Below are 20,506 nucleotides of genomic sequence, written 5' to 3'. Positions count from 1 at the left end.
TCTCTCGAGGGCACCATCTCGGTTACCCGTGTGACCGTTTGGGACCCGACCGACTCGACTGTCGCCGACGATCGCTCGCGGCTACTCGAGCGTGGGCGTTCGAACCACCGATACCCGTTCGCCGGCCACGATATCGCTCGTCGTCAAGACGAACCCGTCGGCCGCCGCCGCCCGCGTGCTCGAGGAGAGCACGCTCGGGTCGAACGTGTCCTCGTAGACCTCGAGCGGGGAGTCGACGTGCCCGAGCGGTGTTGCCGCCCCGCCCTCGAGGGTGACCGGAATCGCGTACTCGAATCCCTCGGGACCGAGTCCGAGGTCGTGAGTGAACTCCCGCTCTATCGTCGGCAGGGCCTCCTCGCCGGTGAACAGCACTCGGGCGACGAGCGTCGCGCTGACGTACGCGCCGATCGGTTTCCCCGGAATCGCGACGGCCAGCGCGTCATGGTCGGGCAACCGAGCGACGGCGATGGGCTTGCCGGGGCGAATTCGGACGCGATGAAATTCGACCGTCCCGAGACTCGAGAGCGCGTCGACGACGTAGTCCTTCGGGCCGACGCTGGTGCCGCCGGTGGTTACGACGACGTCGTGTTCGCGCGCGAGTTCGGAGATCCGCCGTGCGACGCGGTCTCCCTCGTCGGGCACCGATCCCTCGTAGACCGGATCGTGACCCCATGAGCGGACGAGGTTCTGCAGCATCGGCGAGTCGAGATCGGTGTGGCTTCCCTCGTGGATCTCGGTGCCGGTCGCGAGGACCCCGACGGAGAACGGCTCGAGTACCTCGACGGTCTCGAAGCCGATATCGCGGAGCAACACGGCGTCCAGCGCCGAGAGCCGGTCCCCGCGCTCGTAGAGTCGGTCGCCCGCCGCGAGGTTCGACCCGCGCTCGTAGACGTACGTGCCCGCCGAGAGCGACGGGGCCTCGATCCGTCCGTTCTCGACGACCACGTCTTCCCGTTTGACGACCGTATCCGCCCGCTCGGGAAGCGGTGCGCCCGTCGCGATTTCGATCGCCTCCCCTCGCACAATCTCTGGCCGATCCGACTCGGGATAGCTCGAGTTCGAGACCACGTCGAGCGGCCCCTCGTCGGCCGTCGCGAACGCGTAGCCGTCCATCGTCGCGCGGTCGGTTGCGGGTTTGTCAGCAGGTGCGTCGATCCGCTCGGCGAGACGGGAGCCGGCGATAGCGTCGATCGAACGAGACGTGCTCGATCTGGACTCGAGGAATTCGGCTCGGATCTCGAGCGTGCGTTTCGCGGCCTCGGAGCGCCAGAGAAGGTCGTCGGGGTCGCTCATAGTACACCCTCGTCCGGCGTCGGAAAAAGCGTTTGGAGACCCCGCTACGACTGGGGAGCCGCCTCGGAGTCGGTCTCGTCTTCCCCGTCCTCGCTTTCTTCCGCTCGAACCGCCTCGATGGCTGGCTCGAGTTCGTCGTACAGCGCCTCGACGTCTTCCGGGAATATCTCGACGGGTTTGGGCTGGCTGTGCGTGTGGATCCGAACGCGATTCCGGTGGCGGTAACTCCGGCGGATACTCCAGAGGCCCGCGACCACGAATCCGGCTCCGACGAGCGGGTTCATCGTCATCGAGTACGCCCCGAAAACGACCAGTGCAGCGCTCATGATCGCGAGAAACCAGTCGAAGGACTCGTTGTTGATCGACTCGACGTTGGTGTACGGAACGCTCGTCAGTTCGTCGTCCGATTTGACCAGCAGCCGCGTTTCGGTCACGGCCACCTCGTCGGCGCTTCGAAGCCCGCCCCTATAGTGGAGTCGTTCCCCGCGCTCGAGATCGAGGCCCTGTCTACTCGGCATCTACCCAGAGTGGGGTACCGACCCTAATCAAGGTTTCCTCGAACGGAAAAATTCGCGCTCGAGCGCAGCTCCCTACCGCCGGTCAGTCCGCTCGATCGACGGGTTTCGGTTCGCCGTCGGATCGGATCCGCTCGAAGAAGGTGACGAACTCGCTGTCGTCTTCTGCGAGTTCCTGCCACTGGCTCAGGCCTCGTTCTTCTGCCGTCCCGCGGATCGTGTTGTCGAGGATGAACGCGATGGTTCCGCCGACGACCATGGTGGTCGATCCGGTGACGAAAATCGTGTTGGCGAAAATGTCGTTGCTGAACAGCGGACCGACGATGGCCGCGCTCGCGCCGATCTCCTGAAACTGGGCTGCGCTTTCGAAGTTACCCATGTACGTCGGGATCGCGAGTCCGAGAAACAGCGCGATACCGATGATGAAGATGTTTCGTGAAGCGTCCAGATCGACGTATTTCAGGTTCGAGAGGCCGATCGCGGCGATCTGTCCGAACATGGCGATGTACAGCGCCCCGACGATCGGACCCGGAATCGTCGTGACCAGCTGGCCGAAGTAGCCGATGAATCCGACGACCAACATGACAAGCGCGCCGATCTGAACGACGTACCGCGAGGCGACGCCGGTGATCCCGATCGCGCCGATGTTCTCACCGTAGGAGGTCGAGCCGTTGCCCGTTCCCATGATACCCGCGATGATGTTTCCGACCCCCTCCATGGCGATTCCGTGGTTGATGCGTTTCTCGCTCGGCGCGCCGACGCCGGCGATTCGGGCGACGGCGTAGTAGTCACCGAGACTTTCGACCATCGATGCCATGACGCCGGCGAAGATACCGACCGCGAACGCCGCCGTGAACTGCGGCATCCCCCACTGGAACGGCGTGATTGGCTGGATGAGGGTGGCATTTGCTATGGTACTGAAATCAACGTACCCGACAGTATTGGGCGCATATATTCCAGTTGCGGAGAAGACGGCAGCCACGATCCAGGCACCGGCGATACCGAGCAACACCGGGAACAGCTTCGCGTACCGGCTGTACTGATCTAGGTACTGCGAGAACAGGATGATCAGGAAGAGCGCCAGCCCAAGCAGCCACCAGTTCTGACTCGTCGTCGTCACGTCTCCCGTGTTGAACAACGAGAGGCCGATGAGGACGATCACCGGCGCGATCACGACCGGCGAGAGGTACCGCTTGAGATACCCGAGAGCCCCGATATATCCGAGAACTACCTGTACCGTGGCTGCAGCGATGATTGCCCCCTGTAACTCGAGCAACGTCGCTTGCCAGCCGGCACTGGACGTCGCGATGATTGCAAGCGCGGGTGCCAACAGGGCGAACGTCCCCCCCTGAACGATCGGGTATCTGTTACCGACCGTCGTCTGCAACAACGTAGCGATCCCGGAGACGACGAAGAACGTGCCCACGAGCTGTGCCGTTTCAGGACCAGGCATATCCAACGCGCTCGGACCAGCAAGCACTAACGGAATCGCGATCGTCGCCCCGACCATCGTCAGATAGTGCTGTGCGCCAAGGAATATCGACTCGAGAAGCGGCGGTTTGTCTTCGATGCCGTATTCGACGAACGATGCTTCCTCTCGAGAGACGGAACCCCCGTCCGTCTCCATGCCGTTTGAGTTGTCAGTATTTTTCGTCATTGTAACTCAGTCCCCGGCTCTTCACCGAGCGTGCTGTACGAGAGTATGACACACTCGAACAGACATGGGGACAAAAACCCGCGGTACGTATATAAATCTACCGGCAGGGAGGAGCGGCGTCGTTTCAATCAACCTACTTCGAACGCGATTGGTCGAAAAGAACAGACGATACGCATCAATATCTATCGGATTGTTCGATTTCTCGGGCGATGGCGACAGATCATCGGTGAGTCGACAGTGTGACCGCGTCGGGTGTGGGTATCGGTGGCTCGAGACTACCGGCATCGGCGGCTCAGAGCTACCGGTATCGATCACCATCACGGATACGTTCGACGGGCCAACCCGGACCCGAGATAGCAAACCGACCCGCCTGGGCCGGTATCAGAAACCGATCATATGGGGATACACTCTTACAGGATGACCGTCTCTGTGGGAGTGATGGCATCCGATCCGGAGTACGCGGTCCACGCCGAGTTGAACGTACAGGTCGAAACGCGCGATGGGGTACACCTCGCGACGGACGTCTATCGCCCCGCAGACCCGGAGACGGGCGACCCGATCGACGAGCCGAAACCGGTTTTGCTCGATCGGACGCCCTACGGCAAACGCGGCCGCATGGAGCGACACGGCGAGTGGTACGCAGAACGCGGCTACGTCGTCGCGATACAGGACTGTCGCGGCCGCTTCGACAGCGAGGGCGAGTACTACATCTTCAAGAACGAACCCGAGGACGGCTACGACACCGTCGAGTGGCTCGCCGAGCAACCCTACTGCGACGGGCAGGTCGGCACTTTCGGCACCTCCTACGGCGCGTGGGTTCAGAGCGCGCTCGCGACGCAGGACCCCCCTCACTTAGCGGCCATGTTCGTCAATCAGGGCGCGGCCAACGGCCGCAAGGCGACGTTCCGACACAACGGCGCGTTCGAACTGCGCTGGCTCGCCTGGGCCTTCACCCTCGGCGGCGGTTTCGCCAAACGCGCGCTCGAGAACGAGGATGTCCAGCAGCGTCTGGCCAACGTCGACGTCGGCGAGGTGCTCGAGAACGGCCCGATCCAGCGCGGGCAATCGCCGCTGCGACATATCCCCGACTACGAGGAGTGGGCCTTCGACATCATGACGCAGGGCAGCGCCAGCGACGAGCTCTGGCAGGAACCCGGCTTCAACTTCGAGGCGTTCTACGACGAGTCGGCCGACGTGCCCACCGTCTACTCGGGGGCGTGGTACGACTCCTACACGAAGGCGACCTGCGACAACTTCGAGGCGCTGGCCGAGCGCAAGGACAGCGACCACTACCTGCTGATGGGGCCCTGGACCCACGGCTGGAATAGCTATCCGCTGCCCTCCTGGAACAAGTCCTACTCTGGCGAACTCGAGTTCGGCGAGGCGGCGCTGCGGGACTATCAGGAGACCAGACTGCGATTCTTCGATCACTACCTCAAGGGCGAAGACACCTGGTCGGACCAGCCGACGGTCCAGTACTTCGAGATGGGGACCGGCGACGGCTCCCGGTCCGGCGACCGCCTCTTCCACGGCGGCGAGTGGCGCTCGGGGTCCGCGTGGCCGCTACCCGACACGGAGTTCGAGACCTATTACGTCCACGGCGACGGAACGCTCTCGACGGAGAAGCCGACGGTCGAGAACAGTTCGACCACCTACGAGTTCGACCCCAAAGACCCCGTCCCGACGCTCGGCGGCAACTGCTCGTCGTACATCACCTATGAGCAACGCGAGGAGAACATCCTCGAGTACCCGCTCGCACAGCGCAAACTGCAGGACCTCACCGGCCGGGGCGGCATGGACCAGCGGACCCGACCCGACACGCTCGGAGCCGACGAACCCTACGGGCCGCTCGAGCAGCGAAGCGACGTGCTGGTCTATCGCACTCCGCCGCTCGAGGAGGCGGTCGAAGTGACGGGTCCGATCAGCGTGACCGTCTACGGCTCGACCGACGCGCCGGACACCGACTTCACGGCGAAGCTGATCGACGAGTATCCGGAGAGCGAGGACTTCCCCAACGGCTTCGCGGTCAACGTCTCGGACTCGATCTGTCGCGGCCGGTATCGCGGCTACCGCGACGAACCGGACTTCCTCGAGGCCGGCGAGGTCTACGCGTTCGAGATGGAGCCGTACCCGACCTCGACCGTCTTCGAAGAAGGTCACCGGATCCGACTCGACATCTCCTCGTCTAACTATCCGCGCTTCGACGTGAACCACAACACCGGCGGGCCGCTCTACGGCGACCGCGAGTACAACGTCGCGACTAACACGGTCCACCACGACAGCGAGTACGCGACCCAGATCGAACTGCCCGTCCAGCCGCGGTAATCGCCCCAGTTTCTTCCGGTTTCTGTCCGCAACGCGGTGCTATTGGACTCCCGTTGGCACACGAGTATTCGCTCTCAGTGCCCGATCGTTCGAACCCAGAGCAGCCAGATCGCACCGACCGAGAGCCCCATCGCCGCGAAGCCGGCTGCGTAGCCCGCCGTCGCGGTGAGCAGTCGGCCGACGAGCCACGGGTACGCGAGCGCTCCGGCGTTTCCGACGAGTAACATCCCCGAGAGCGTCACGCCCGGATCGTCGGCCAGTTCCGAGAACGCGAGGCTGAAAAGCGGCCCGAACGGAATCCCGAAGCCGAAGCCGGTCAGGACGAGTCCGGCGGCGATTCCGACCGCCGAATCTGCTGCGATCGACGCCGCGAGCCCGCCGAGGACGATCGTGAGACCGAGCAGCGATCCCGCCACCGTTGCCCGCTCGCCGTGGCCTCGAGACAGCCACCCGCCGAGGCCACGGCCCAGCACCGTCGCCAGCGCGAAACCGACGAGGATGACGACCGACGGAACGGCGACGCCGGCGAGGACATCGGTGTACCAGGTCGCGGCGACCATCAGGAAGCCGAACGTCGCCATGTTCCCAAGCCCGAGCGCGAGGCCGTCGGCCGACGTGAAGGGCTCGATGTACGCCCGAACGGGAGTTATCGAGTTTCCGGTGACCGGCGCCAATCGCAGGGTCAACGCGGCCCCGAGGAGCGTGCTTGCGGCCGCGGCGAGCGCCGGTGCGGTCGGACCGAGCGCGTCGACCGCAGGTGGACTCGCCGCGAGCGCGACGGCGAGACCGAGCGTGAACAGCGCGCCGAGCATCCCCTGTGCCGTCGCGGTGTCGGCCCCGGCGGTCCGTAGCCCGACGTACTTCATGCCGGCGACGAACGCCGTTCCCTGTCCGAGCCCGAGCAAGAGACGGGAGAGGTACGTCGTCTCGAGCGTGACGCTGGCTCCGATAGCGATGCCGATACCGGCCCCCGCGAGACCGAGGGCACCGACACGTTCGACCCGCATCGTTCGCGTGAGTCGATCCGCGGGAACGACGGCGAGGAGTTGTCCGAGCAGGAACAGCGACATTCCGAAGCCGGCCGCGTCGGGCCCTACGCCACTCGCGATAAGCAGCGTGACGTACGCGCCGTACGAGCCGACGGCGAGGCCGAGGCCGAACAGTCCGACGCCGACGGCGCCGACGGCACGCCACGGAATCGACCGGCTTCGGGCCCTCGTCTCTGTCGCAGTTGCCATTGACGTGTCCAATCCGTTACCACAGTAAATGCGTTGTGGTGGCGGTGATCGCCCAATAACTGACGCTACGTGTGGATAGTCCGAAGAAAACTATATACGCGTCTAATTTTATCTCTATGTTTATGGTAGACAGTAACACCCAACAATCGTCGGCCGACGCCGACGAACAGCTAATCGAGTACGGTATCGAAGACGAACCGCCGCTCGCGGAGGCGATTCCGCTGGGATTGCAACACCTGCTGGCGATGTTCCTCTCGACGGTCGCGTTACCGCTCGTGATCGCCGGCGCGATCGGCCTCGACGGCGCTGAAACGACGTTCATCGTCCAGATGGCGCTGCTGGTCGCCGGAGTCGCGACGATCGTCCAGGTCTACTCGATCGGTCCGGTCGGGGCGCGGCTTCCGATCGTGATGGGAACGAGCGCCATCTTCGTCGCGCCGCTTATCAACATCGGCAGCACCTACGGCGTCGCCGCGCTCTTCGGGGCGGTGATCGTCGCCGCACCGGTCGAGATCGTCATCGGGTACTTCTACGAGGACCTCCGTCGGTTATTCCCGCCGCTCGTGACGGGAATCGTCGTGATGCTCGTCGGACTCACCCTGATCCCGGTCGCCATGGAGTACTCCGCGGGCGGCGTGGGATCACCCGACTTCGGCGCGTTGTCCAACCTCGGGCTCGCCGGGCTCGTGTTCGTTCTGGCGATCGGTCTGAACCAGTACACCGAGGGGTTCGTCTCGATCTCGAGCATCCTGATCGCGGTCGTCGTCGGCTACCTCGTCGCCTACCCGCTCGGCCTGCTCGACCTCTCTGGCGTTGCCGAGGCGGCGTGGATCGAAGCGCCGACGCCGCTGCAGTTCGGCGTCGAGTTCCACCCGAGCGCCATCGTCATCGCCGCGTTCGCCTACGTCATCACCTCGATCGAGACGATCGGGGACATCGAGGGGACCACCGGCACGGTCGACCGGCGGGCCACCACCGACGAAACGAGCGGTGGAATCGTCGCGGACGGGGTCATGAGCATGCTCGCCGGCGTGTTCAACGCCTTCCCCAACACCTCGTTCTCACAGAACGTCGGCCTCATCGGATTCACCGGCGTCGCCAGCCGCTTCGTCGTCGGGATCTGTGGCGTGTTCCTCGTGATCCTCGGACTCGTGCCGAAGGTCGCCGCAGTCGCCGCGGCGATGCCAGACCCCGTTCTCGGCGGTGCCGCCGTCGTCCTGTTCGGAATGATCTTCTCGATCGGCCTCCGAATCGTCGCGGATCGCGTGGAACTCGAGCGCCGGAACTTGACGATCATTGCCGCCTCGGTGGTCCTCGGCGTCGGCGTCGAAATTACGCCCGAGATGCTCGAGCAACTACCCGAGTCCGTACGCGTGCTGGTCGGATCCGGCTTATTGGTCGGCGGCGTGACGCCGCTCGTGCTCAATCTGGTTCTTCCGGGCGACGGCGGGCTGGACGGCGAATCGACGCGCCCCGCGGGTTCCGACTAACTGGACGCGCAGTGGTTTCTATTTCGGCTACGGCTCGAGCACGATCATCCCGTGGCTCTCGCCGTTTCTGATTCGCTCGTGGGCCGCGGGAACCTCCTCGAGATCGATCCGTTCGGAAATAATGGGGTCGATCCGATCGGCGGCGAACAGTTCGCCGGCTCTGACCACCTCGTCTTTCGTCGCGTACCGTGATCCGAGCAGCGCGCCCTCTTTCACGACGAACTCCTTCAAAAGCGGCGCGAACGAGCGATCGTGGTGGGTCGTCAGGGTGACGACCTGTCCGCCCATCCCCAGCGCGTCCCAGGCCGCCTCGAGCGTCTCGATATCGCCGACGGTGTCGACGACGACCGTCGGGCCGCGGTCGGTCGGGGCGGCCGCGCGGAGCCGATCGGCGAACCCGTCGCCGCGGGCGTCGATCGGGGTCACCGTTCCGCCGGTCACGCGGTCGACGTGCTCGAGGCGTTCGTCGTCGACGTCCGCCGCGAGCACCCGCGAGCCACGCCGGGCGGCCAGTTGCGAGAGGTGGATGCCGACCCGTCCCGCGGCGCCGATGACGACGACGGTGTCTGTGTCGTCGATGCCGGTCCGGCGACAGACGTGGAGCGGCGTCGCGAGGCCGTCGGCGGCGACGGCTCCCGCGGCGAAACTCGCCCCGTCGGGCAGCGGGAGGACGTTCGTCGCCGGTGCGATGGCCTTCTCGGCGTACGCGCCGTCGCAGTTCACGCCGTACCAGCCCCCGACGTTCAGACACTGGTTCGTCTCGCCGCGCCGGCACGCCTCACAGTCGCCACAGGAGAGATAGAAGTACGCGAGGACGCGATCCCCCGGCGTCACTCCGGCGACGCCGTCGCCGACGGCTTCAACGATACCGGCGAACTCGTGGCCCGGAATCCGCGGGGTGAGCGCGGGATCGTCGGCGAGCCCGCCCTGAATCGCGTTTTCGATCGTTCTCGTGACGCCGCAGGCGCGAACGTCGATTCGCACTTCGCCCGGCCCGGGTTCTGGTTCCGGCACCGTTTCGACCGAGAGCGAGCCGCCCCACTCCTCGAGAACGCAGGCTTTCATGCTCATACGGCCGGATATTGTGCGCAGGGGTAATAGCACTATCCCACGACTGACTGTCCGTCTTCATTCTCGCTCCCCTAAGTGTCGATGAAAGTATAATATTGCTGCGGTCCGTAGAGCGACTATGCCCAACCGAATTCTGGTTCCAGTCGACGGATCGGACCGATCAGACGAGACCCTCGAGTACGCGATCGAGACGTTTCCCGACGCGGAGTTCACTGCGCTACACGTCGTCGAAGTCGGACAGGGAGATCTGGGAACGTTCTCCGGGATGACGGGGGACGTTCCGGACGACGAGGCCGAACTCGAGCGATCGGACGAGATTCTCGAGGCCGCTCGAGAGCGCGGCGACGAACTCGGCGTCGAGATCGAGACCGAACGCGGACGCGGACGACCCGACCGGCTGATCGTCTCTCGAGCGGAGGACGGCGACTACGATCTGATTGTCATCGGCAGCCACGGTCGAGACGGCCTCGCGCGGGTGCTGCTCGGCAGCGTGGCGGAGAAGGTTACCCGGCGGTCGCCGGTGCCGGTGTTGATCGCACGGTAGAACCGTTCGAAAAACGTCGTTTTATTCAGCCGTCGGGTCCCGGTCGGTCAGATCCGATCGGCGTCCGCGGGGATGTCGTGGGAGGGAATCACGCCGGGTTTCTCGAGCGCGTAGTAGCCGACGACGTATACGATAGCCGCCGCGATCATTCCGTTGAGCGCGGCCACGCCGGGAACCAGTGGCGCGATCGTCAGACCTGGCAGTACCGATCCGGCGGTCAACACTGCGACGAGACAGCCGCCGACGTACGCGAGCACGCTCGTCCACCGAACACGGGTGAACTGAACGTCGTCCATTCGCGGAATCGATCCCCGCCAGCAGAGCATGAAGTCGGCAATGATGATCGCGCCCAGCGGCGGGACGTACTGCCCCAGCAACTCGAGCCACGGCAGTAGCAAGCCATCCGCGCCAGCGAGGGCCAGACCGATTCCGACGACACAGCCGGCGATGACGAACGGACGCTTCCGGTCGAACTCGAAGGCTTCCGCTCCGGCGACGCTGAACGCGTAGGCCGCGTTGTCGTTGGTCGTCCAGATGTTCAAGATCAGCGCGATCAGGCCGACGGTCGCCAACCCCTGGGCGACGAGCACCTCGTAGAGGTCACCCGCCGGGGTCACGTCGTAGACGGCCCCGCCGACCGCGCCGCTTAAAAAGAGGAAGCTGTTCCCGACGAGGAAGGCGATCAGTCCGGCCCAGAACCCGACTCGAGAGTTGATTGCAAAGCGCGCCCAGTTCGGCGCCTGCGTGCCGGCGCTGATGAACGTCCCGACGACGATGGTCACCGCGAGGCCGAACGACATCCCGCCGCCGCCGACTTGCGACAGCAGACCGTCGACGCCGCCCGCGTCGCCGACGGCGAGGACGATCGAGAGGACGCCGACGACCACGAGGAACGGGACGGCGACGTAGGACAGTTTCTCCATGCCGTCGTACCCGAAGTACGCGGTCGTCATGTGCATCAGCCCCCAGACGACGATCAACGCGCTGAGCATCGTCGCGCTCTCGAGGCCCAGGTAGGTCGCCGTCGGCACCGCGACCATCGGGATAGTCACACCGAACCAGCCGACCTGGGTCCCGCCGAGTAGGAGGTCGGCCCACTTCGCGCCGATCCGCCCGAAGGAGTATCGAGCCAGCAGGACCGTCGTCAGTCCGGCCCTCGCGGCGATTCCACAGAGGAGCGCGACGTACCCGCCGAGGATGATGTGACCGACGACCATCGCCGAGAGCATTTCCTGAAACCCCATCGCCGCGCTGACCTCCGCTCCCGCCCACATCGTCCCCGCGAAGAAGACCAGTCCGAGCAGGACCGCCGAGAGGCTGACCAGTCCTTTTCGCTCGTCCTTGGGAACGTGATCGAGCGGGTAGTCCGGGTCGGGCAGGTTCTCGTCGCCGAAGACGATACGCCGCCAGTCGAAGTCATCGTCGCGTGTTGCCATGGTACACGACAGGTCACGCCGAGATAATGAATGTTTTGGACAACTGACCAAGGTTTCGTCACAAAATTTCCGTTATACAGATGTTGTTCCGCCAAGTGGTTCCAGCCTGGCACCCACGGAACTATTATCGGGGTGGGGGACAGTCGTAGGGACATGACCACGTGGCTCATCACCAACGCGACGACGCTCGAGGGATCCGCGGTCGACATCGCCATCGAGAACGGGACGATCACCCGACTCGAGGACGCCGGTTCGATCGACCCATCGATTGCGCCGGAAGACCGGCGATACGGCGCGGACGGTCGACTCGTGACGCCGACGCTGACAGAACCACACATCCACCTCGACGCGACGCTCACCGCCGGAGAGCCGACCTGGAACGAATCCGGAACTCTCGCCGAGGGAATTGGCATCTGGGGTGACCGAAAGGAGACGCTCGAGGCCGACGACGTGAAAGACAGGGCCGAGCGGGCCATCGAGTGGATGGCGGCGAACGGCATCACCCGCGTTCGGACGCACGCGGATACGACTGAGGAGTCGCTGACGGGCGTTCGCGCCCTGCTCGAACTGCGCGAGGAGGTGTCCGACTTGGTCGACCTGCAGGTCGTCGCTTTCCCGCAGGACGGCGTATTCACCGACGACTCCCACGAGGATCTACTTCGGGAGTCCCTCGAGATGGGTGCCGACCTCGTCGGCGCGATCCCGCACAACGAACACACCCGCGAGGACGGCGTCGCCTCGGTCGAACTCGCGATGGACCTCGCCGAGCGGTACGACCGGCCGGTCGACATGCACATCGACGAGACGGACGATCCGGGCTCGAGATTCACGGAAGTGCTCGCGAGCGAGTCGATCAAACGGGAGATCGGCGACCGCGTCACGGCGAGCCACACGACGGCGATGCACTCCTATTCCAACGCGTACGCGGCTAAAGTAATCTCGCTGCTGGCCGAAAGCGGTGCCAGCGTGATCACCAACCCGCCGGACAACGCGGTCTTGCAGGGGCGCTACGACGACTACCCGCGCCGACGCGGCCACACTCGCATCGACGAGTTACTCGAGGCTGGTGTGACCGTCGGGCTCGGTCACGACTCGGTTATGGATCCGTGGTATCACTACGGGCGCGGCGACCAGCTCGATGCGGCGTTCGTCCTCCTGCACTACGCCCACATGAGCGGACGGAACGACGTCGGGCCGCTCTGGGAGATGCTCACGACGGCGAACGCCGAGGTCTTCGGCGGCGACGACTACGGCCTTTCGGTCGGCTCCCCTGGCTCGCTCGTCGTCTACGACGCGCCGGACCCGTTCAACGCGCTTCGAACGCGCGCGCCGCGAACGCTGGTGCTCAAGGACGGCCGAGAAATCGCCCGCACCGAACCCGCGAAGGCTCGCGTGTGCCGCGAGGACGACGGCGGGAACGATATCGAACGCAACGTCGATTTCCACCGCTGAGTGCGGTTTTGCGGTCGGTGAGTTACTCGCGGTGAAACGTGGAAAAAGCGGTCAGTGGGTTATTTGAACGCGACACAGCGACAAACGCTCGACTCGCCGCCGCGGAAGCGCCACGGGAAGGTCCCGATCTGGACGCGCTCGTTGAGCAGTTCCTCGGGGACCTGCGCGTTCTCGACGTGGATGATTCCCTCCGGGAACAGATCGTTGTGCATGAGCTGATAGCCCTCCGGTGGGAAGATTTCGTCGAGGTCGTCGACGCCGAGGGCGTCTTCGGCTTCCGACGCGAGGTCGGGACGGATGTCGCGGATGACCGTGTTCATCGGGTGGTCCGCGCTGCCACAATCGAGGAGCAGGTAGTTGATCTCCATCTCCTTACACCAGTCGGCGAACTCCTGGTTCGGGCCGGGGTGCTTGCTGAAGAATCGGTCCGGATCGGCGTTTTCCCTGTGCCAGGCGTACTCCTGATAGCCGGTGTGGATGAACAGGATGTCGCCTTTCTGGACGTCACAGACGTCTTCGATCATCTCGCTGGTGTAGACGTCGTAGTCGCCGACCTTGTCAGAGATGTCCGCGACGACGGCGTCGCCGACGAGTTCGTCCAGACCCACCTGCTCGATGTCCCGGCCGCTGGCGACGAAGTGCTTCTCGCCGTCTAAGTGCGTCCCGGTGTGGTTCATGAACTCGATTTTCTGTCCGTTGACTTTCTCGGTGTCGAGGCTCTTCTCGTACCACACCTTGGGGTTGTCGTACGTGGGCCAGGCTGGCGTGTCCTGGGACCATGGCTGTGTCAGATCGTACATCTCGTAGCCGTCTAGCATGATCTGAATGTAGCCGGCCCCACCACTTAAAGCTACGTGAACGGGAGAACGGATTCGGACCGAGACGTGCGCGGCGAACTCGCGGTCGAGACGCGACCCGTACACGAATAGCAACGACCTCGAGCGGCCAGCCCCTCTGACACTCTCCTGGGAAATGTGGGCATGCCAACTGCCAACAACACTTATTAGTACCGTTGGAATAATTGTACGGTATCCGTGTGACCGACAGATGACTATACGAACCACCGCCCAGTACGGACTCGAATCTACCCACCAATCGCCGGCCCGCCGGCGCTCCCGCCGGTTCGCATCGAGCGGACGGCCGCGGATCCGAGGGGAACCACGTGACGGGAACGATTATCGATTCGAGGGGCTATGAAACCAGCACCGTTTACACACCACCGCCCGGAGACGATCGAAGAGGCACTCGAACTCCTCGAAGAGCTCGAGGACGCGGAGTTGATGGCGGGTAACCAGTCGCTCGGCATTGTCATGGCCAATCGCCTCGCGACGCCGGACCACCTCGTCGACCTCAATGGCGTCGACGACCTCGCGTACGTCGAAGCCGATGACGGCGAGGTTCGAATCGGTGCGATGACGACCCATCGAACCCTCGAGCGCTCCGAACGGCTCGCGGACCTGCTACCAATGGTCCCCGATGCGGCCGGACAGATCGCGGGCCCAGCAGTTCGAAATCAGGGCACCGTCGGCGGCAGTCTCGGCGAGGCCGATCCGGCGGGCAACTATCCGGCGGCGTTGCTCGCGCTCGACGGCTCGATCACGCTCCGCTCGCTCGAGGGGACTCGGACGGTCCCGGTCAGCGAGTTCTTCATCGCGTACATGTTTACCGACCTCCGTGAGGAGGAACTCATCGAGAGCGTCTCAGTTCCGACCGAGCCATTCCCGCCCGAGCGGACGGGGATGGCGTTCGTCGAACTCAAGCGGGCCGCCCAGACGTTCCCGACGGTCAGCGCGGCGACGTCGGTTCGCGTCGACGATCCGAGCGCGGACGAACCCGTCATCGAGGACGCGCGAATCGCCCTCGCGAACGCGGCGGACGTCCCGCTTCGCGTCGAGGGCGCCGAATCGGTCCTCGAAGGAACGACGCTCGCAGAAGACGCCCTCGCAGAGGTCGCCGAGATCGTCACCGGCTCGGTCACCCCCGAAGGCGAGATGCACGCGGATCGAGAGTACAAGGAAGAGGTCGCCGGCGAGTACGCCAAACGCTCGCTCGAGCAGGCCTACGACGACGCCCTCACGGCGTCGGATTCGTAATCGGACACGTACCACCTACCAACCACCTACCGTCGAACAACCCAATCACACATGTTAGAATTCACTGGCGAAAACGAGATGGAACAGTCGAGAGAAGAACTGTGGCCCTACTTTACCGACCCGGACATCCTCGCAGAGGCCGCGCCCGGTTGCAAGGAGATGATCCTCGAGTCCCCCCACGAGATCACCGCGGTTCTGGCGGTCGGCGTCGGCAGCGTCAAACCAGAGTTCGAGGTCGACGCGGTCGTGACGAACATCGAGTACCCCGAGGTGCTCGAGCTGACCGCGGTCGGACAGGCGCCGCGAAACGAGTTCGAGATGACGGCGACCATGGAGTTAGTCGAGCAGGAGGACGGCGGAACGGTCGTCGACTGGGAGGCCAAAGCCGATGTCTCGGGAACGATCGTTAGCCTCGGCAGCCGAGCGTTAAAGAGCGTGACCAACCGACTGGTCAAGAAGTACTTCTCGGACATGCAGGCGATCATCGAGGAGGGGCGAGAAGCAGAATCCAAACTCGAGGAAGCGCCGGCCGACGCGACCGAGAACATGGACGTCGAAATCGAATCGTAGTCGAAGCAGTCTGATTTTCACCCGCGGAGTCCTCAATTGCGCCGGTTTTCGAGGGTTTACGCCGCCTCGGGGTCGAGAGAGTACGCCGACAGCGAACGTTTACAGACGCGTCTCGAACAGGGATGGGAGTGTGCCGGACAAAAACGGAGATCGAATCGGTTCTCGAAGTTCCGAACGGTCGATTACTCGAAGTCCCCTATCGCCCGGTTACTCGAGCTCGCGGACGTTCTTCCGGATGTGATCCGGCGCGACCGGAATCTGATCGGCCGGTTCGTCGATGCCGAGGGGCTCGAGTGCCGCGTTGATCGAGGTGGCGATACTCGCGGGTGCGTCGATCATGCCGCCCTCGCCGACGCCTTTTGCGCCGGTTTCGGTGTACGGCGACGGCGTCTCGGTGTGTTCCATCTGAATCTCCGGGACGTTCTCGATCGACGGGAGCAGGTAATCGAAGAGCGTGATCGCCTGGGGCTGGCCGTCCGCTTCGTAGCCGAACTCCTCGAGGAGCGACGCGCCGATCCCCTGTGCGATGCCGCCGTGGGCCTGGCCCTCGACGATCATCGGGTTCAACATCGTTCCGCAGTCACGCACCGTGTGGAACGTGAGGATGTCGACCTCGCCGGTTTCGATATCGACCTCGACGATGGGCGCGTTCGCGCCGAAGGCGGCCGTCGGGTAGACCGGGAACTTCCGTGAGAACGCCTCGTCGAACTCCTCGTGCTCGGTCGCGGGATGTTCGTAGTTGTAGCTGATCTGCGTGAGTCGACGATCGCCGTCGTCGTCGATCGCCGCAAGTTCGGCGAGCGAGAGCGAGTCGCCGCTGTCGATCCGTTCGACCGCGCCGTCGCGGTAGCTGACGTCGGCCTCGGAGACGCCCCAGTGATCGGCCGCGACCGCCGTCGCGGTCTGGACGAACCGCTCTGCGAGTCCGACGGTCGCTCCCGAAAGCATCACGGCCATCCGCGAGGCCGCGCTGCCGTACTCGGTGGGCGCGTCGATGCTGTCGAGGTAATCTACCTCGATATCGCTGGGCAGGATCTCGAGTTCGTCCGCGAGCAGTTGCGAGACGAGCGTCTGGTGGCCCTGCCCGGACGAGTCGGTCGCGAGATACGCGGTCACCGTGCCGTCGTTCTCGAGGGTCGCACGGAGGTGCTCGGGGAGCTCCTCGACGTCGTCGCGGGATCGGTCCGCGAGCGCCTCGCGGTCGCTTCGCTGGCGATCGGTCCAGTCGGAGCCGCTGACGCCGGGTTCGATAATGACGCTCGGCTGGACGCCGCGGTACTTACCCTCCTTCCGTTTGGCCTCGACGACCTCGGGGTCGAGGAGGCCGCCGTCGCGTTCGTCCTCGATGATCTCCTCGATCCGGTCGAGGGTCGCGGGGTAGTCCCCGGAGTCGTAGATGTTCTTCGAGGGAAGGGTGTAGGGCATCTGCTCGGGCTGGATCAGGTTGTGCCGACGGAACGCCGTCGGATCCATATCGATCGCGCGGGCTGCCTTGTCGATACACATCTCGAGGGCGTAGATGTGTGGGTCGACGCCGAAGCCGCGGTAGGCCGTCTGTGAGGTCTTGTTCGTCAGCACGAGGTCGTACTCGTAGGTCACGTCGTCGATATCGTAGGAGTTGGTGACCACCGACAGCGGCTTGAGCACCTGGTTGACCGGATACCGCGGGTACGCGCCGAAGTCGTCGACGAACCAGACCTCGAGCCCGCGGATCGTGCCGTCGTCGTCGACGGCCATGCGCATCTCGTACTCCCGATCCGAGCAGTGCATGTCCCCGCCCTGGAGGTTCTCGATGCGGTCCTCCTCGAACTTGACGGGCCGCTCTAGCTGGTGGCTCGCCATCGCGGTCAGACAGCAGTAGCGGTGGATGCCGATCTTGGTTCCGTAGCTTCCCCCGACGTCGGCCGGGACGTTGACCCGAACGTCGTCCTCCTCGTACCCCAGCGTCTCGTAGATCATGTTGTCGACGAGGGTGTGCAACTGGATGTTGCAGTCGATGTCGAACGAGTCGCCCTCGTCGTCGTAGCTCGAGACGACGCCCGCGGTCTCGAGCGGAACGCCGGAGATGCGCCCCCACGAGTACTCGCCTTCGACCACGTTGTCGGCGTCCTCGAACGCGCCGGCCGGGTCGCCGAACTCGATGCGCTCGTGATCGACGACGTTCGTTCCGACGTCTTCGTGGACGACCACCTCGTCCTCTCGAGCGGCCATCCCGTCCGCGACCGCCTCGACGGCGTCGTACTCGACGTCGACGAGGTCAGCGACGTCCTCCGCGGCGTACCGATCCGAGGCGACGACCGCGGCGACGGGTTCGCCGACGAAGCGGGCTTTCTCGTCGGCCAGCGACCATTCGAACAGATCTGTGACGCCGTCTTCGGTTTCGACGCTGTCGATCCCGGTCGGCATCGGGTTGTATTCGGCCTTGAGATCGTCGGCAGTCAAGACGAGTTCGCAGTCGGGGTGTGCCTCGGCTTCTTCGGTGTCGATCGACTCGATTTCCGCGTGGGCGTGCATGCTGCGCACGAGCGCCATGTGCAGGCAGTTCTCCGGCGTGATGTCGTGGATGAACTCGGCGTTGCCGGTCAGGATTCGATGATCTTCGACTCGCGGGAGGCCCTGACCAGTGAACGACTCGGACTCGGTTTCGGGCTCGGTCCCGGCGTCGGTTGGGTGTGAACTGGACATGCTTAGTCCTCCATCTTTTCTGCGGCGCGTTCGACCGCTTCGTAGATGTTCTGGTAGCCGGTACACCGACAGATGTTGTCCGCCAAGCCGGTCTCGATTTCCTCTCGAGTCGGGTCCGGGTTCTCCTCTAACAGTTCCTTCGTCGCCATGACGAACCCGCTCGTACAGAAGCCACACTGGAGCGCGTGCGATTCGTGGAAGGCCTCCTGAATGGGGTGGAGCGAGCCGTCGTCGTCGAGTCCCTCGACGGTCTCAATCTCCGCGCCGTCTGCCTGGACGGCGTAGGAGAGACAGCTCTTGACGCTCGTCCCGTCCTGCTGGACCGTACACGCGCCGCAGACGCCGTGCTCGCAGCCGACGCGGACGCCGTTTCGATCGCACTCGTAGCGCAGGAAATCCGAGAGCTTCAGTCGCGGTTCGACCTGTCTGGTTATCGTTTCGCCGTCGACGGTTACCGTGATCTCCTGAGAGACGGGACCGTCGGTTCCATCAGTGCTATCGGTACTCATGTGATAGTTACACTATCCCGTGACCGAGGCATAAGCGTTGTGTTGCCGACGCATGATTTCGTGCCAGTTCGGCGGACTTTCGCGCGAAAATCCCAGACCAACGGGTCCGCTCGAAAACTCCCTGACCGATCGAGTGAACTCGAAACTCTCCCCCGGATCGGGTACACTCAAGTATGATGAGCTACGTGTATGCGTATGGTCGACACAACCGGAGACCTTCGAGTGACGAATGCGCGAGTAGTCACGCCGAACGGCACGATCAGCGGCGGCGTCGTAGCGAAAGACGGAGTCATCGTCGGCGTCGGCGACGAATCGAACCTTCCAGACGCGGATCGGGAGATCGACGCTGAGGGGAACTATCTTATCCCCGGCTTCATCGATCCCCACGTTCACTGGGGCCTCTCGAGGTACGAATACGAGTACCACGAGGGACTCGAGCACGACTTCGAAACGGAGACGCGCGGGGCGATCCACGGCGGCGTGACGACCGTCGTCAACTTCCTGCTCCAGAAAGAGCCCTACGTGCCGGACATGGACTTCTTTAAGCGCGCGGGCGAGGAGAACTCCTACATCGACTTCGGCTACCACGCGATCGTCCACCAGGACCACCACGTCGAGGAGATCGAGGCGCTGGCCGATGCCGGCGTCCGGTCGTACAAGGTATTCTTCAACTGGTACAAACACGCCTCGCCCGAACTCGGCATCGACCACTCCGACGCCGGTCGAACGTACCGCGTGCTCGACAAGGTGTCTGAGATTCCCGGCGGCGTCGTGATGTTCCACGCCGAGAACGAGGACCTCGCCATCGAACGCCGCAAGGAACTGCAGGCCGAGGGCCGCAACGACCTCGAGGCGTGGTCCGAAGCCTCGCCGAACGTCGCCGAGGCGATGCAGATCGATCAGATCGGGCGGCTGACCGAGTACACCGACTCGCGGGCCTACATCGTCCACATGAGCACCGGCGAGGGCGTCGACGTCGTCGAACGGTTCCAGGACAAAGGCGTCAACCTGCACGCCGAGACGCTTCCGGCCTTCCTCAGCCACACGTACGAGCAGGAGGAGCTGGGCATCTGGGGCAAGATTTCGCCGCCGCTTCGCGGCGAGGAGAGCAAAAAGCGCCTCTGGGAGGGCATTCGAACCGGCGTCGTCGACTACGTCGGGACCGACCACTGTCCGCACAAAATCGAGTTCAAGGAGAAGGACACGGGCAAACACGGCGACATCTGGGACGCGATCCCTGGCGACAACAACGGCATCGAGTACTTCCTGCCGGTCATGATGAGCGAGGGGGTCAACAAGAACCGCCTCAGCATGGAACGGCTCGTCGAGGTCTGCTCGACCAACAACGCCAAGCGCTGGGGGCTCTACCCGCGTAAGGGCGCGATCGCGGAAGGCTCCGACGCGGACATGGTCATCGTCGACCTTGAGAAGAGCGCGGTCGTCGACGACGACTTCTACCACACGATGGAGCCGCGCTACTCGACGTTCCACGGCGACGAGCTCACCGGGCTGCCGACCCACACCATCGTCGGCGGCGAGGTCGTCGTCGAGGACGGCGAGTTGCTCGCCGAACCGGGCGGACGCGAGTACCTGCCGCGCGGTCCGGAGGGCGTCGCACTCGAGTAACC

General features: G+C 64.2%; 16 protein-coding genes. 7 read left to right on the top strand and 9 right to left on the bottom strand.

Annotated elements, in window-relative coordinates:
* Positions 1-81: 81 nt before the first annotated feature.
* From BM348_RS15360 to BM348_RS15350, 3 genes are all read right to left on the bottom strand, one after another.
* Positions 82-1,293 carry a molybdopterin molybdotransferase MoeA gene (locus BM348_RS15360; RefSeq protein WP_092906088.1) on the bottom strand — a complete coding sequence of 404 codons (1,212 nt, stop codon included), beginning with the start codon at positions 1,291-1,293 and terminating at the stop codon, positions 82-84.
* Between the two features lie 44 nt (positions 1,294-1,337).
* Positions 1,338-1,811: a hypothetical protein gene (locus tag BM348_RS15355; RefSeq protein WP_092906086.1), complete on the bottom strand. Its 474-nt coding sequence runs from the start codon at positions 1,809-1,811 to the stop codon at positions 1,338-1,340.
* A gap of 82 nt (positions 1,812-1,893) precedes the next feature.
* Positions 1,894-3,465, bottom strand: a complete 1,572-nt coding sequence (locus BM348_RS15350) for a uracil-xanthine permease family protein (RefSeq protein ID WP_092906084.1) — start codon at positions 3,463-3,465, stop codon at positions 1,894-1,896.
* A gap of 438 nt (positions 3,466-3,903) precedes the next feature.
* On the opposite strand from BM348_RS15350, the gene BM348_RS15345 reads away from it, so the two are divergent.
* On the top strand, positions 3,904-5,790 hold the full coding sequence (locus tag BM348_RS15345; RefSeq protein ID WP_092906083.1) for a CocE/NonD family hydrolase: 1,887 nt from the start codon (positions 3,904-3,906) through the stop codon (positions 5,788-5,790).
* Positions 5,791-5,864: 74 nt separating this feature from the next.
* Here the strand turns inward: BM348_RS15345 and BM348_RS15340 are convergent, their stop codons facing one another.
* Positions 5,865-7,028 carry an MFS transporter gene (locus tag BM348_RS15340; RefSeq protein WP_092906081.1) on the bottom strand — a complete coding sequence of 388 codons (1,164 nt, stop codon included), beginning with the start codon at positions 7,026-7,028 and terminating at the stop codon, positions 5,865-5,867.
* Positions 7,029-7,150: 122 nt separating this feature from the next.
* Here BM348_RS15340 and BM348_RS15335 point away from each other — a divergent pair, with 122 nt between their 5' ends.
* A complete protein-coding gene (locus BM348_RS15335) occupies positions 7,151-8,518 on the top strand; it encodes a uracil-xanthine permease family protein (protein WP_092906425.1) in 1,368 nt (455 codons plus the stop codon).
* Positions 8,519-8,545: 27 nt separating this feature from the next.
* Here the strand turns inward: BM348_RS15335 and BM348_RS15330 are convergent, their stop codons facing one another.
* On the bottom strand, positions 8,546-9,589 hold the full coding sequence (locus BM348_RS15330; RefSeq protein ID WP_217642028.1) for an alcohol dehydrogenase catalytic domain-containing protein: 1,044 nt from the start codon (positions 9,587-9,589) through the stop codon (positions 8,546-8,548).
* Positions 9,590-9,707: 118 nt separating this feature from the next.
* Between BM348_RS15330 and BM348_RS15325 the strand changes: the two genes are divergently transcribed.
* The gene (locus tag BM348_RS15325; RefSeq protein WP_092906079.1) at positions 9,708-10,133 is read left to right on the top strand and encodes a universal stress protein; all 426 of its coding nucleotides are present in this window, start codon (positions 9,708-9,710) and stop codon (positions 10,131-10,133) included.
* A gap of 47 nt (positions 10,134-10,180) precedes the next feature.
* Here the strand turns inward: BM348_RS15325 and codB are convergent, their stop codons facing one another.
* The gene (gene codB / locus BM348_RS15320) at positions 10,181-11,569 is read right to left on the bottom strand and encodes a cytosine permease (protein ID WP_092906077.1); all 1,389 of its coding nucleotides are present in this window, start codon (positions 11,567-11,569) and stop codon (positions 10,181-10,183) included.
* 153 nt (positions 11,570-11,722) lie between these two features.
* On the opposite strand from codB, the gene BM348_RS15315 reads away from it, so the two are divergent.
* Positions 11,723-13,021: a cytosine deaminase gene (locus tag BM348_RS15315; protein WP_092906075.1), complete on the top strand. Its 1,299-nt coding sequence runs from the start codon at positions 11,723-11,725 to the stop codon at positions 13,019-13,021.
* A 59-nt stretch (positions 13,022-13,080) separates the two neighbouring features.
* Here the strand turns inward: BM348_RS15315 and BM348_RS15310 are convergent, their stop codons facing one another.
* Positions 13,081-13,839: a cyclase family protein gene (locus tag BM348_RS15310; RefSeq protein WP_092906421.1), complete on the bottom strand. Its 759-nt coding sequence runs from the start codon at positions 13,837-13,839 to the stop codon at positions 13,081-13,083.
* Between the two features lie 375 nt (positions 13,840-14,214).
* Between BM348_RS15310 and BM348_RS15305 the strand changes: the two genes are divergently transcribed.
* Complete coding sequence (locus tag BM348_RS15305) at positions 14,215-15,114, top strand: FAD binding domain-containing protein (protein WP_092906073.1); 900 nt, start codon at positions 14,215-14,217, stop codon at positions 15,112-15,114.
* Between the two features lie 78 nt (positions 15,115-15,192).
* Complete coding sequence (locus BM348_RS15300; RefSeq protein WP_092906418.1) at positions 15,193-15,684, top strand: CoxG family protein; 492 nt, start codon at positions 15,193-15,195, stop codon at positions 15,682-15,684.
* A gap of 207 nt (positions 15,685-15,891) precedes the next feature.
* Here the strand turns inward: BM348_RS15300 and BM348_RS15295 are convergent, their stop codons facing one another.
* The gene (locus BM348_RS15295) at positions 15,892-18,369 is read right to left on the bottom strand and encodes a xanthine dehydrogenase family protein molybdopterin-binding subunit (RefSeq protein ID WP_092906071.1); all 2,478 of its coding nucleotides are present in this window, start codon (positions 18,367-18,369) and stop codon (positions 15,892-15,894) included.
* 2 nt (positions 18,370-18,371) lie between these two features.
* On the bottom strand, positions 18,372-18,878 hold the full coding sequence (locus BM348_RS15290; protein WP_092906068.1) for a (2Fe-2S)-binding protein: 507 nt from the start codon (positions 18,876-18,878) through the stop codon (positions 18,372-18,374).
* A gap of 195 nt (positions 18,879-19,073) precedes the next feature.
* Here BM348_RS15290 and BM348_RS15285 point away from each other — a divergent pair, with 195 nt between their 5' ends.
* Complete coding sequence (locus BM348_RS15285; protein WP_092906066.1) at positions 19,074-20,504, top strand: dihydroorotase; 1,431 nt, start codon at positions 19,074-19,076, stop codon at positions 20,502-20,504.
* The last annotated feature ends 2 nt before the right edge of the window (positions 20,505-20,506 follow it).

Source organism: Halostagnicola kamekurae, assembly GCF_900116205.1.
Taxonomy (GTDB): Archaea; Halobacteriota; Halobacteria; order Halobacteriales; family Natrialbaceae; genus Halostagnicola; species Halostagnicola kamekurae.
The sequence above is the reverse complement of the archived record's forward strand: the minus strand, read 5'-3'. Positions and strand labels throughout refer to the sequence as shown.